The sequence below is a fragment of the Alcaligenes sp. HNGD-HTN06 genome (assembly GCF_049932565.1).
Classification (GTDB): domain Bacteria; phylum Pseudomonadota; class Gammaproteobacteria; order Burkholderiales; family Burkholderiaceae_B; genus Alcaligenes; species Alcaligenes ammonioxydans.
Genome location: NZ_CP187782.1, coordinates 2,041,253 through 2,054,182 on the forward strand (window position 1 = coordinate 2,041,253; position 12,930 = coordinate 2,054,182).

General features: G+C 56.8%; 12 protein-coding genes. 6 read left to right on the plus strand and 6 right to left on the minus strand.

Going from position 1 to position 12,930, the window contains the following annotated elements; all coding sequences use genetic code 11:
* Positions 1–3: 3 nt before the first annotated feature.
* Positions 4–876, minus strand: coding sequence for a peptidoglycan DD-metalloendopeptidase family protein (locus ACOZ42_RS09250; protein ID WP_426345063.1), 873 nt, complete (start codon positions 874–876; stop codon positions 4–6).
* Between the two features lie 69 nt (positions 877–945).
* Positions 946–2,904 carry a SurA N-terminal domain-containing protein gene (locus ACOZ42_RS09255; RefSeq protein ID WP_426345064.1) on the minus strand — a complete coding sequence of 653 codons (1,959 nt, stop codon included), beginning with the start codon at positions 2,902–2,904 and terminating at the stop codon, positions 946–948.
* A 286-nt stretch (positions 2,905–3,190) separates the two neighbouring features.
* Between ACOZ42_RS09255 and ugpQ the strand changes: the two genes are divergently transcribed.
* Positions 3,191–3,937: a glycerophosphodiester phosphodiesterase gene (gene ugpQ / locus ACOZ42_RS09260; RefSeq protein ID WP_240208839.1), complete on the plus strand. Its 747-nt coding sequence runs from the start codon at positions 3,191–3,193 to the stop codon at positions 3,935–3,937.
* A 25-nt stretch (positions 3,938–3,962) separates the two neighbouring features.
* Complete coding sequence (locus ACOZ42_RS09265) at positions 3,963–4,817, plus strand: 23S rRNA (adenine(2030)-N(6))-methyltransferase RlmJ (protein WP_426345065.1); 855 nt, start codon at positions 3,963–3,965, stop codon at positions 4,815–4,817.
* Between the two features lie 16 nt (positions 4,818–4,833).
* Here ACOZ42_RS09265 and ACOZ42_RS09270 read toward each other — a convergent pair whose 3' ends face one another.
* Entirely contained in the window at positions 4,834–5,568 is a 735-nt protein-coding gene (locus ACOZ42_RS09270) for a pseudouridine synthase (protein WP_003799654.1), read from the minus strand.
* Positions 5,569–5,604: 36 nt separating this feature from the next.
* On the opposite strand from ACOZ42_RS09270, the gene ACOZ42_RS09275 reads away from it, so the two are divergent.
* Both ACOZ42_RS09275 and ACOZ42_RS09280 read left to right on the plus strand, forming a co-directional pair.
* Positions 5,605–6,180 (plus strand): chorismate--pyruvate lyase family protein, encoded by a 576-nt coding sequence (locus ACOZ42_RS09275; RefSeq protein ID WP_003799653.1) that lies wholly within the window; start codon positions 5,605–5,607, stop codon positions 6,178–6,180.
* 50 nt (positions 6,181–6,230) lie between these two features.
* On the plus strand, positions 6,231–7,439 hold the full coding sequence (locus ACOZ42_RS09280) for an MFS transporter (RefSeq protein ID WP_336579456.1): 1,209 nt from the start codon (positions 6,231–6,233) through the stop codon (positions 7,437–7,439).
* Between the two features lie 89 nt (positions 7,440–7,528).
* Here the strand turns inward: ACOZ42_RS09280 and ACOZ42_RS09285 are convergent, their stop codons facing one another.
* The 3 genes from ACOZ42_RS09285 to ACOZ42_RS09295 are packed head-to-tail and all read right to left on the minus strand — an operon-like array spanning position 7,529 to position 10,094.
* Positions 7,529–8,371 (minus strand): aldo/keto reductase, encoded by an 843-nt coding sequence (locus tag ACOZ42_RS09285; protein ID WP_003799651.1) that lies wholly within the window; start codon positions 8,369–8,371, stop codon positions 7,529–7,531.
* 57 nt (positions 8,372–8,428) lie between these two features.
* Entirely contained in the window at positions 8,429–8,767 is a 339-nt protein-coding gene (locus tag ACOZ42_RS09290; protein ID WP_003799650.1) for a P-II family nitrogen regulator, read from the minus strand.
* Between the two features lie 13 nt (positions 8,768–8,780).
* A complete protein-coding gene (locus tag ACOZ42_RS09295) occupies positions 8,781–10,094 on the minus strand; it encodes a mechanosensitive ion channel family protein (RefSeq protein ID WP_003799649.1) in 1,314 nt (437 codons plus the stop codon).
* Positions 10,095–10,238: 144 nt separating this feature from the next.
* Between ACOZ42_RS09295 and argH the strand changes: the two genes are divergently transcribed.
* Both argH and ACOZ42_RS09305 read left to right on the plus strand, forming a co-directional pair.
* On the plus strand, positions 10,239–11,660 hold the full coding sequence (argH, locus tag ACOZ42_RS09300) for an argininosuccinate lyase (protein WP_059317576.1): 1,422 nt from the start codon (positions 10,239–10,241) through the stop codon (positions 11,658–11,660).
* Between the two features lie 166 nt (positions 11,661–11,826).
* Positions 11,827–12,669 (plus strand): ROK family protein, encoded by an 843-nt coding sequence (locus tag ACOZ42_RS09305; RefSeq protein WP_336579454.1) that lies wholly within the window; start codon positions 11,827–11,829, stop codon positions 12,667–12,669.
* The last annotated feature ends 261 nt before the right edge of the window (positions 12,670–12,930 follow it).

The following is a 12,930-nucleotide window of genomic DNA, read 5'->3' on the forward strand; positions in this document are numbered from 1 at the left end:
TGTCTAGGCCTGAAAAGCACCAATAAAGATCGCTGGATCTACCCGAGCATTGTTCAGACTGACATTCCAGTGCAAGTGAGGGCCCGTTGCACGGCCCGTCGCACCCGAACGTGCCACCACATCACCCCTGCTGACGCGGTCGCCCACTCGTACATCAAAGGTCGACAAGTGGCAGAACATGGTGATCAGGCCCTGACCATGATCCACAAATACAGTTTTGCCGTTGAAGAAGTAATCCGCCACGATGGTCACGATTCCGTCTGCCGGCACCTTGACCGCCGTGCCGGTCGGCGCTGCGAAGTCCAGGCCGGAATGGGGGTTGCGCTCTTCACCGTTGAAGAAACGGCGTAGACCGAAAGGACTGGTCAGACGCCCCGGCACTGGTTTTTCAAAAACCACATTGCTGGGTCCCTCTTCGCGGAAACTGGCATAAGCCTGCATCTGCTCTTTGTACTCACGCTCGAAACGGGCCTGCTGTTGCGGGTCCGGATTCACATGGGACTTGTTCTTAAGGGTGATACGCTGCTCACGATACCGTTTGCTGCCCACCTGGAACCCCACCGCAAGCTGGCCTTGCACCACGAGGCTGTGTTGACCAGGCCGTGTTTTCAGGTCCAGGCCCACAATGGCTTTCCAATGCCGGTCAGCATCCTGAATCACCAGGACACGCTGGCCGTTAAAGTTCGCTACCGGCATCGTGGCGGCCGTTCCCAAGTCCAGCACGGCCACTCCGCCCGGCACTGGGTGGTGCAGCGTACGTTCGATGAATGTGCCCGCAGGCGGCGCCGCGTGGGCCCACCACGGAGCGGTCAAGCCCCAAACAGTTGCGGCGCCTATAAGGCGCCGCCGTACCATCGAAATATCCGTGTGAGTCATGCTCATACTCTTTGAAAATGCCCCTGGAGCCCACGGGCTCCAGGGTTGTGTCGTGTGATGCGCGTCGCCTTATTCGTTATCGCCGCTAGCGCTCAACTCTTTTTCCGCCTCGGGCAGAAGCTGAACCTTTTCCTCAACACGCATGGCCTGCAACACAGCCTGCGTCTCGGTACGAGCCATGGCTTGTGTCAGTTGTGCAGTCAGCATGTCCAGGCCAGGATTGCCCGCCTTGCCTGGCTGATGGCTCAAAATCTGCACCACCGTGTAGCCCTGGGGCTGACGATCACCCACATAGGCGGGCAGCTTGTCCACCGGATTGGCCAGCACCTTGTTCAACAAGGCCTCATCCATCTCCGGGAACTCGGCACGGCTCACGGCAAACTGGGCCGAGAAACTCTCAGGCGCTGCCCCCGCCTGCAGCTCTTTCAAGTAGTCCTCACCGGCCTGAACGGCCAATGCAGCAGCTTTTTCACGACGCAGGTTTTCTTCGGCAATACCGCGCACCTTATCCAGTGCCGGCACATGCGCTTGCTTCACATCCACAACGCGCAGCGCGATCAACGTGTCTGGCGAGACTTCCACGACACCCGCATTCTTGCGCGAGGCCATGGCTTCAGCGTTGAACAAGGCCTGCCGCACGCGACTGTCATCGAGCACGGCCGCATCGGGACTGTCGGCCGCAGCCAATTCACCGTCAACCTGGGAAGCCGGAATCAAACCCTGACGGCTGACGCCTTGGGCCTGTTTCAGGGTCAGCCCCAGTGCATTGGCGGCCGCTTCCAGATTGTCTTCATTTTCGTATACCAGATTGGTCAGCTTGCTGGCCATATCGGCAAAGCGCTCCGAGGCCAGCTGTTTGCGCACTTCATCCTGCACCTTGCTACGGGCTTGCTCAAAGGACTCACCTTGTTCTGGCTGAACCTCATTGCTCTTGAAGATATGAAAACCATTAGGCCCTTCGATTACACCCGACACATCGCCTTTTTTCAAGGCGAACACGGCGTTCTCCAGCACGCTGGGCCAGGAACCTTTGCTGATCCACCCCAGTTCCCCGCCTTCACGGGCGCTACCCTCGTCCTGGGAATGGGCGCGGGCCAAATCGGCAAAACTCTCTTTATCGGCCTGTGCCTTTTCAGCCAGCTCGCGCGCCTTGGTCTGGCCCGCTTCGCGTTCGCTGTCAGAGGCGCCAGCCGGCAAGGTCACCAGAATATGACTGATATTGACCCGACCGGCCTGCACATAACGCGCCTTGTTTTGCTCGTAGTATTGCTTGAGCTGCTCATCGGTCGGGGTGGGCAAATCCTTGGAGGCCGCCGCTTCATTGAGCAGCAGATATTCCACCTTGACTTGCTCGGGCAGTTCCAACGATTGCTTGTTCGCGTCATACCAGGCTTGCAAGTCGGCATCACTGATCTGCACCTTGGATTCAAAGTCACGAGTCAGGAAGCTGCGAACACGCACGCCACGCTCTTCCGTCAGCGCGATCTCCAGCTTGTTCATCACGCTGGGCAGCATGGAGGCGCTGGCTGCCACTGGGCCGAGAACACGTTGCAGGGCCAACTGGCCACGCTGGCTTTGTTCGAAATCGCGGGTATTGATACCGGCCGAGGCCAATACCTGGCTATACAGAGCCGGCGAAAAGACGCCATTTTCCTGAAACTCCGGCATGGAGGCAATGTAATCGCGCAGCGCAATGTCAGACACGTTGAAGCGGTCAGCAGTAGCCACTTCAATTTGTACTCGCTGATCGATCAAAGACTCCAGCAAAGCACGACGGCTCTCTATGCTGTCGGCCTGGGCCAGATCAAAACCGGAAGGATTGTTGCGCTGCATATCATCGAGCTGCATGCGGCGCGCACGATCAAATTCCTGGCTGGTAATAGCGCTATCGCCAACTTTGACAATATCGCTATCGCCAGAAACATAGCTGGAGTAGCCGCTGACGCCAATCAGTACAAAAGACGGCAGAATCAGCACTAACAACACCAGCTGCATGACGCGTTGGTTCTTACGGATAATCTCGAACATTAATCATCACCTACTTTCGCTTGCAGCAAGGTGCTGCGGGCGGCGCATCAGACCGGAGAGAGAGCCCGGCTCGGCCTGAAAATATACCGTGTTTGGATCAAGTGTGTTTGGCTTAAACTGTGGCTTCACGAAGTACCCAACAGCGCTCAAAATAGGGCGTTATGAGTACTTGATGTGGCCTAGGATCGGATTGTAAATCCAAAACCTTAACCGTACAGTGTACAGCCCCGGTTAAAATAGTACATTGGCTTTTTATCACGCCGCTAGCGAGTCCGCCATGCCTTCAATGAATCATCACTGGCCCTACCCCGCTTTGATCGCCCACCGTGGTGCAGGCAAGATTGCGCCGGAAAATACCCTGGCCGCCATTCGGGTCGGTACACAGAACGGTTTTCGCATGATGGAGTACGACGTCAAACTGAGCCGTGATGGGGTTCCCGTGCTGCTGCACGACGACACGCTGGAGCGCACGTCGAATGGACAAGGCTTGGCCTCCCGACTGACACTGGCCGAACTGTCCGCCCTGGACTTTGGCGCCTGGCATTCCTCGGCCTATGCTGGAGAGCCCATACCCACTCTAGGTTCGATTGCCGCCTTTACCCTGGCCAATCAGGTTCACAGCAATATCGAAATCAAGCCCACCACGGGACACGAGGCGGAAACCGGACGTCAGGTCGCCCTGGCTGCCCAGGCTTTATGGGCTCAGGCCAGCCTGCCTCCGCTGCTGTCCTCTTTTTCCGAAGTCGCTCTGGAGGCGGCGCAGCAAGCCGCACCTACCTTGCCCCGAGCCCTACTGATTGAAGAGGAAGTTCCTGCTGATTGGCCGGAGCGTCTGGAGCGTCTGGGCTGTATGGGGCTGAATCTGAACGACCGCTTTGTCAGCCAGGCCCTGGTGCAGGCGGTCCGTAGCAAAGGCTATACCGTCGCCGTCTGGACCGTGAACGACGCCGAGCGAGTGCGCGAACTGCTGGACTGGGGATGCAATGCCATCTTCACCGATAAGGTCACCACGATCCGCCCCGACACGCTTTAACTCAACCGCAACACCAGGATTTCTTTTGTTCAGCTATCGTCACGCTTTTCACGCCGGCAACCACGCGGATGTACTCAAACACGCCACCTTGCTGCATATTTTCAATTATTACGCTCACAAAGACAGCGCGTTCAGCATCATCGACACCCACTGCGGTGCTGGTATCTATGATCTGGAACACGACTGGGCGCAAACCAAAGGCGAGTTCTACGACGGCCTGGACCGCGTCTTGCAGCAAGATGAGTACCCGGAGCTGGTGGAGCACTATATTGACGCCATTGCCGACCTGAATCCGGACGGAACCGCCCGCTATTATCCCGGTTCTCCCTGGCTGGCCCTGATGCATCTGCGTGCGCAAGACAGCTTTCATGGCTTCGAGTTGCACCCGACTGAATTTGACGTTTTGAGCACGAACGTGGCGCGACTGTTTCCTCAAGGAAACCGCCGGGTGCGCCTCTATCAGGAAAATGGCTTTGAACAGCTGGGACGGCTACTGCCGCCGCCATCACGACGCGCCATCGTGGTAATGGACCCTTCGTACGAGGCCAAGTCCGACTATCAGCAAGTCTTGAACAGCGTCAGAAACGCCCTCAAGCGTTTTGCCCAGGCCTGCATGGTCGTGTGGTATCCGATTGTGCAACGCCCCGAAGTACAGGCCTTGCAACGCAAGCTGGAGCAACTGGAGACACCTTGGCTGCATGTGAGCCTGACGGTTCGTACTCCGGCCAAAAATGGTTTGGGTTTGCATGGCAGTGGCCTGTTCATCAGCAATCCTCCCTGGACGCTGCTCAACGCTCTGGAACAAAGCATGCCTTGGTTAACAAAAACGCTGGCCCAGGATGACAAGGCCAGCTTTCAACTTCGTCATTCGGGGCTGTAAACCGCCCCGTTTGCCTTTAGGCCAGACGCTCGGACTCTTTCATGTAGCGCCACTGGCCCATAGGCAGATCACCCAGCACCAGTTCGCCAATACGCACGCGCTTCAGGCCCACCACTTTCAGGCCAACCAGTTCACACATGCGGCGAATCTGGCGTTTCTTGCCTTCGCGCAAGATGAAACGCAGCTGATCATCGTTTTGCCAGGACACTTGGGCAGGCAGCAAAGGCTTGCCATCCAGGCTCAAACCAAAGTTCAGCAGCTCCAGCCCCCGTTCGCTGAGCTTGCCGGTCACTCGCACCAGATATTCCTTGTCGATGACCGAGTCTTCGCCAATAATCTGGCGCGCAATACGACCGTCCTGTGTCAGGATCAGCAAACCGGTGGAGTCAATGTCCAGACGGCCTGCAGGCGCCAGACCGCGCAAATGCGCCGGGTCAAAGCGTTGACTGCCACGGCCGCCCTTGTATTGGTTGGCGGCACTGATCAGCGACACCGCATTGCGGTAACCGGCCTCGGCCTGTCCCGACACATAACCCACGGGCTTGTGCAGCAAGATGGTGGCACGTTGAGTCTGACGCTGACGCGCCTGCTTTTCCAGTGTGATTTTCTGATTGGGGTAGGCTTTGCTCCCCAATTCAGAGACGATTTGACCGTCCACACGGACCCAGCCGCGCTCGATAAAAGCGTCCGCCTCACGGCGTGAACACATGCCGCGCTGGGCCATCAATTTTGAGATACGTTCTTTTTCCATGAGCGCTATTTTATGGCTTTGGCGATAATACAGGACATGAAATTTCCCTCCAGCATAAAAAAACCTTGGCATGCGCAGGTCCATCCCAGCGCAAGCCCTGCTCAAAAGTACTGGCTTCATCGTCCGGGCGCCCTGACCGCGGGCCTGCGTCGGCTGGGCCTGGTCCATCTGGACGTCGTGCGCGAATACGCCTGCCGCCTGAACCCGCAAGAGGCCGCTTTGATCCGAAAGCCGCCGGGCACGCTGGCCTGGGTACGGGAAGTGTCCATGAGCGTGGACGGAATCCGCTGCGTGGTCGCCCGCAGTTTCACGCCCTTGGCTGCCTCCCACAGTGTCTGGCAAGGCATACGACGGCTGCGCAGCCGCCCGCTGGCCGACATGCTTTATAACGATGCCCAGATACAACGCTCGGCCTTTCTCAGTTGCCGTTTACATCGCGGCATGAGCTTTTTCCGCAGTGTTGAGCGTGCCTGCAAACAGGATAAGGAGCCGGTACCCCACGCGCCGCTGATTCTGTCACGCTGCTCGGTTTTCTGGCGCCACGGTCAGCCCCTTTTGGTGGCCGAGTCCTTCATGCCCGCCTTCTGGGATCACGGTGCTACACTGGCTTAGTCATATTTCGACATTAGTTAATAATACTGAGTTATATAACGAGCCTAACCATGTCCACGCAAGTCGATCAAAGCCGCCGCAACGCCTTTATTCTGTCTGGAATGCAAGCGCTGGGGGGAGCAAATCCGGCATTGGTGGTGGCCTTGAGCAGTCTGGTCGGCCAGAAAATGGCCAGCAGCCCCGATCTGGCAACCTTGCCGGTGGGTATTTTCAATCTGGGCTTGGCAGTCGGTATTTTGCCGGCCGCCTATCTGATGCGCCGCCTGGGACGCCAGGGCGGCTACCTGATTGGCGCCTTGCTGGGTGTCGCAGCGGGTCTGCTGGCCGCTGCAGGAATCTATGGCCTGTCCTTTGCCATGTTCTGCATGGGCACACTGCTGGCCGGATTCTATGCCTCCTACGTGCAAAGTTATCGTTTCGCCGCCGCCGACGAGGCCAGCGAGATCTTCCGACCCAAAGCAATCTCCTGGGTGATGGCCGGTGGGCTGCTCGGCGCCATTATCGCCACCCAGACCATTATCCATACGCAAGACATCTGGCCTGACCATCCTTTTGCCGCTGCCTTCCTGGCACAAGCCGCCTTGGCAGCTCTGGTGTTGCCTTTCGCCTTCAGCTTGCGTCTGGCACCCGGTACACGCCACCAGCGGCAGAAAGTGCCCTATACCGGCCGCCCCTTGCGCGAGATTGCCTCCAATAGCTACTTCATCATTGCCCTGATCGCCGGGGTCGCCTCTTATGTGCTGATGAACTTTCTGATGACGGCCTCGCCCTTGGCTATGGTCATGCATGGCCACAGCCTTAAAGAATCCACGCTGGGCATTCAATGGCATATTCTGGCCATGTTCGGCCCCAGTTTTTTCACCGGCCATCTGATCAAGCGCTTTGGCAAGATCCCGGTCACCTTTGTGGGTGTGCTTTTGCTGGGTCTGGCCAGCATGGTGGCTTTACTGGGCATGACCGTACCGCACTTTTGGGTCAGTTTGATTTTGCTGGGGCTGGGCTGGAACTTCGGCTTTATCGGCGCTACCAATATGGTGGTGGATTGCTACCGCCCTGAAGAGCGTAGCCGGGTGCAGGCCCTGAATGATTTCATCATCTTTACCTGTGTGGCCTTGTCCTCCTTCACCTCGGGCCGTGTGCTGGCCGTGTATGGCTGGTATGGCGTCAACACCTGGACTTTACCGATTTCCGCCGTGGTGATGCTGGCTCTGGCCTGGTTGTACTTCAAGAACAAGCGTCAGCCCTACTTCGCCAGTTAAGCAAAGCGACAACCGCAAAGCGACGGCTCATGGAAAACGGCCCCAAAGCCCTGGATGGAACCCTGGCTTTGGGGCCGTTCTTCTTGCGTTCAAATCATCGGCAAATAAGGCGGCTTGGGCCCGCGTGGAAACTGGGCATCCAGTGCCTGAATATGCTCGGGCTGCAATATCAGATCCCCAGCAGCCGCATTTTGCTGGGCATGAGCCGCACGTGATGCCTTGGGAATCACAAACACATGGGGGTCACGCAGCAAAAAGGCCAAAGCTACTTGACGCGCGGTGGCCTGATATTGGGTGGCAATCTCGGCCAACAAGGCCCCGCCTTCAGAATCCGGCTCCGGAAAATCATCATGACCGAAGGGACTGTACGCCACCACGCTAACTTGATGCTCCTGACACCAGGGCATGACCGCGTGTTCAATCGCACGCTCATTCAGGTGATACAAAACCTGATTGCAGGCGATCTCGCCCGGGCCCACGATGTCGTACAGCGCTTCCAGTTCCGGCACGTCAAAATTGCTGACGCCCCATTGCTTGATCTTGCCTTGCTGCACCAGCTTGTCAAAGGCTGCGCAGGTTTCTTCCAAAGGAATCTGGCCCGGCCAATGCAATAAGTACAGATCCAGATAATCGGTGCCCAGACGCTTTAGGCTGGCCTCGCAAGCGCGGATCACGCCCTGCCTACTGGCATTGAAGGGCAAAACCTTAGACACCAGAAACGCCTCATGGCGACGACCTTGCAAGGCCTGCCCGATCAGGCTTTCTGCCTGACCATCCCCATACATTTCTGCCGTGTCGATATGGTTCATTCCTGCATCCAGGCCCGCCCGAAAGGCCGCAATACTTTGCGCCCGATCCGACTGCTCGACATACCAGCTGCCTTGTCCCACGCGCGAGACGCGCGAAGCGGAACCCAAGGGTGCGTATCGCATCAGTCCGTCCTTATCGTGCTGCGCTCAGAGCCCGAGATACCGGGACACGGGTGCCTGTTAGAGGGCATCGCGGCCGCTTTCCGAGGTACGAATACGGATAGCCTGTTCGACCGGCGTCACAAAAATTTTGCCATCGCCAATCTTGCCGGTATGAGCCGCTTTGATAATGGCTTCGATGATGGCATCACAGCGATCTGCCGCCACCACAATATCCACACGAATCTTAGGCAGAAAGTCCACCACGTATTCAGCCCCGCGATACAGCTCGGTGTGGCCTTTCTGACGGCCAAAGCCCTTGACCTCGGTCACGGTCAAGCCGTTCACATCCAGCTCTGCCAGAGCCTCACGTACTTCATCCAGCTTGAAAGGTTTGATAATGGCCGTAATTTGTTTCATGGTTACTCACACGTCAAATTGAAAGAGATTCTTTGCCACTGTCCCGCAAGGAGCGGTGACTTTCTGCTGCCAGGCTCAGGCCCAGACTGAGATCCCGGCCAGTAGGCGACTGGAACAGACGCAAACCGATTTCAGGCAGCACCGCCAGAAAGTGATCAAAAATATCGCCCTGGATACGCTCATGGTCCACCCAGGCCGTTTTATTGGTAAAGCAATACACCTCGACAGGAATACCCTCGGCAGTCGGCTCCATCATGCGCACCATCTGAATCATGTCCTGATGGATTTCAGCATGGCGCTTGATATAGGCCATGCAGTAGGCGCGAAACGTACCCAGATTGGTCAAGCGGCGATAGTTGACCGCATCCATGCCCGCACGGCTGAGCTCCTGGTTGGAGCGCTCCAGATCTTCTTTTTTCTCGTTCAGATAATCGCGCAGCAAGGCAAAACGCGACAGGCTGTCCACTTCGGAAGGGGTCAAGAACCGCACGCTGGACGCATCAATACTCAAGGTGCGCTTGATCCGTCGCCCACCAGACTCGAACATCTGGCGCCAGTTGCGATAACTTTCGGAAAACAGCTTGTAGGTCGGAATGGTAGTGACCGTCTTGTCCCAGTTCTGCACCTTGACGGTATGCAAAGCGATATCAATCACAAAGCCATCCGCACCGGCCTGTTTCATCTCGATCCAGTCACCAATGCGCAGCATGTCATTGGTGCTCATTTGCGTACTGGCCACCAGCGACAGCAAAGTGTCTTTGAAAACCAGCAGCAATACCGCCGACAGCGCGCCCAGACCGGAGAGCAGCAGCACAGGGGATTGGTCCAGAATAATGGAGATCATGACGATGATGCCCACCGCCCAGACCGCGATCTTGGCAACCTCCACGTATCCCTTGATGGATTTGGTGCGCCCTTTGCTGGAGTTGGCATAGACCTCTTGCCAGGCCCCCAGCAAACTGACAATTGCCATGATGAAAAAGACCAGAAAGCCCAGCAGAGCCACGCGCTCGACCACCTCCAGCAAGGTCTTGGTCAATGGCAGCAACGTCAGGTTGGAGCTGACCACCAACAAGGGCACGGCATACCCCACATTGCGCACGAAGCGCTTTTTAACCAAAGCCCGCGCCCAATCATCCTTGCCTGCCACTTTCAACAAACGCCGTACCAGACGGGAAAGCACCGACGTGGTCAACCAGCTGACAATCCAGACCAGCACGGTCAGCATGGCCAGGCCGGCCAGGATCTGTACCCAGCGATCCTGCGGTAAATACGCCTCGATCCATTGCCAGCCCAACAAATCGGCAAAGGTGCGTTCTTGCTCCATGTCGTGTTCCTTATCCAGCCAGCCCCAAAAAGGTCTGCCTGGTTTCCTAGAGTCTGAAAACTCTCTAATATACTGCACAGCGTCTGTTTCCTGCGGGACTGGATGACCTGCGTTCGTCCGTCCGATCCACTATAATTGCCCTCTATGTCAACACACACCCCCCCCTCTTCCCAAGACCAGTTTGCCAATAAAGCCATGGCCTGGTCGGCTCGTTTTTCCGAGCCCGTCTCTGATCTTGTCAAACGCTACACAGCGTCCGTGGACTTTGACAAGCGCATGGCCCGCTTTGATATTCAGGGTTCCCTGGCCCACGCCAGCATGCTGGCTGCTGTCGGTGTGATCACCGAGCAGGACAAAGCCGACATTGAGCGCGGCATGAGCCAGATTCTGGACGAAATCGCCCAAGGCCAGTTCCAGTGGTTGCTGGATCTGGAAGACGTGCACCTGAACATTGAAAAGCGCCTGGTCGAGCTGATTGGCGATGCCGGCAAACGCCTGCACACGGGCCGTTCGCGCAATGACCAGGTGGCAACCGACATTCGCCTGTGGCTGCGCAATGAAATCGACATTGCCCTGGACCTGCTGGCCCAGATGCAGCGCAAGCTGGCCGAGCTGGCCCTGGCCCAGGCAGATACAATTTTGCCCGGCTTTACCCACCTGCAAGTGGCCCAGCCCGTTACTTTTGGCCACCATTTGCTGGCTTACGCCGAAATGTTCCAGCGCGATGCCGAGCGTCTGCAAGACTGCCGCAAACGCGTGAACCGTCTGCCTTTGGGCGCTGCCGCCCTGGCCGGTACCAGCTACCCCATCGACCGCGAAATGGTTGCCAAGCTGCTGAACTTTGACGATGTGTGCCGCAACTCGCTGGATGCTGTGTCGGACCGCGACTTCGCCATCGAATTCTGCGCCGCTGCTGCCCTGATCATGACGCACATCTCCCGCTTCTCCGAGGAGCTGGTGCTGTGGATGAGCCCACGCGTGGGATTTATCGATCTGGCCGACCGCTTTTGCACCGGCAGCTCCATCATGCCGCAAAAGAAAAACCCCGACGTTCCCGAGCTGGCCCGTGGCAAGACGGGTCGCGTCAATGGTCACCTGATCGCCTTGCTGACCTTGATGAAAGGCCAACCGCTGGCCTACAACAAGGACAACCAGGAAGACAAGGAAGGTCTGTTCGATTCGGCTGATACCATTCGCGACACCCTGACCATTTTTGTCGACCTGATCTCCGGCATCAAGGTCAAGCCAGAAGCGATGCGCGCCGCCGCCCTGCAAGGCTTTGCCACCGCTACCGATCTGGCCGACTACCTGGTCAAGAAAGGCCTGCCGTTCCGTGACGCCCACGAAACCGTGGCCCTGGCCGTACGCGAGTGCGAACAACTGGGCTGCGATCTGGCTGATCTGAACCTGGAACAGCTGCAGAAATTCGACAGCCGTATCGAGTCGGACATTTTTGGCGTGCTGACACTGGAAGGCTCGGTCGCTTCGCGCAAACACATCGGTGGCACCGCCCCCGAGCGTGTCCGCATCGAGGCACAGCGCATTCTGGATCGTGTAGCAGGTTGATAAACGCTTCGCCTGAAAGCAGAAAAAGCCGCTCCTGTTCCAGGAGCGGCTTTTTTTACAGGTGTTGACTCAGATTTGGTCTGACGTGTTTTGTCAGTTGCGTTAGGCTTAGGACTGGAACTGCTGCTCTCAGCCAAAAGCGGACACAACTCTACTGAGGTAAAACATGATGAATCAGGTCTTCCAGTCCGCTGTAGGAGTTGATCTTGGTGGGACAAAGCTACTACTGAGGTATCGGGATCACGTCCTGCGGTTCGAAACCGGACCCGATTTCGGTGCTGCTGATCTAAGGAATATCTTAAAGGATTTTATTGGGCAATACGTCGAACCAGGCGTTGTGATTGGCATCGCTGTACCTGGCGTCGTCGAGAACGATACTGTGGTTGCCTGTGATGTCTTGCCGAAACTTGCTGGGTGGAGAGCAAATACTCTGCTTTGCCAAAAAGTCGACCAGGTTTCCTTGGTAAACGATGCGAATGCAGCACTACACGCTACTGTAATTGACTTGGCTAGTGACAAGACAGCCGTCACCGTTATGGTGGGTACTGCCATTGGTTGTGGTCTTATGCTCAACGGCAAAGTATTCCGCGGTGCAAGGGGGTGGGCTGGCGAACTTGGATATTGGCCAGTGCAGGCATCTGGCTCACAGTGGGAAAGACTCGACGACATCGCTGGTGGACGCTACATGGCCAATAGACTTAACGTTGACGCAAACCAGTTAGCACTGTTAAGCCAACGAGGTCATCTGGCGGCATTAGAAGTGATTGCGGAAGGAGGACGCGCTCTTGGGCGTGCACTTGGGGGAATCATCAATCTATTGAACCCACATCGTCTTTCAGTCGGCGGGGGCACCCTCAAACTTGTTGGGTATTGGGCAGAGGCGCAAACCCAAATCGAAGCCTCGGCGATCCCAAGCATGCTAAAAAAGTGCGAGATACGGACAGTTCACGAATTGGAGGATCTTGTCGCGATGGGCGCCGCTCAAATTGCGCTGACAGCTCCTCGCTGAGTTCGGGGCTCACCACCTATTTCCGCTCCGGGTCGTTTTCTGCCCAATAGACCTGCCAGAGTCTGTCAGATCAACCTGAGTCAATACATTTATATCGCTTCAACCCACTTCCGATCCTGCCCGGATTTGCAGCTTGGACTTCATACTCAGCTTCGCTCCTGATACTGACAGGCTATTTTTACTAATTTACAACTTCGGGCTACATCTCCTGGCCAGCTAAGCCCTCCAGCAACGATCAAAAAAAGCGGCACCGCCTCAAAG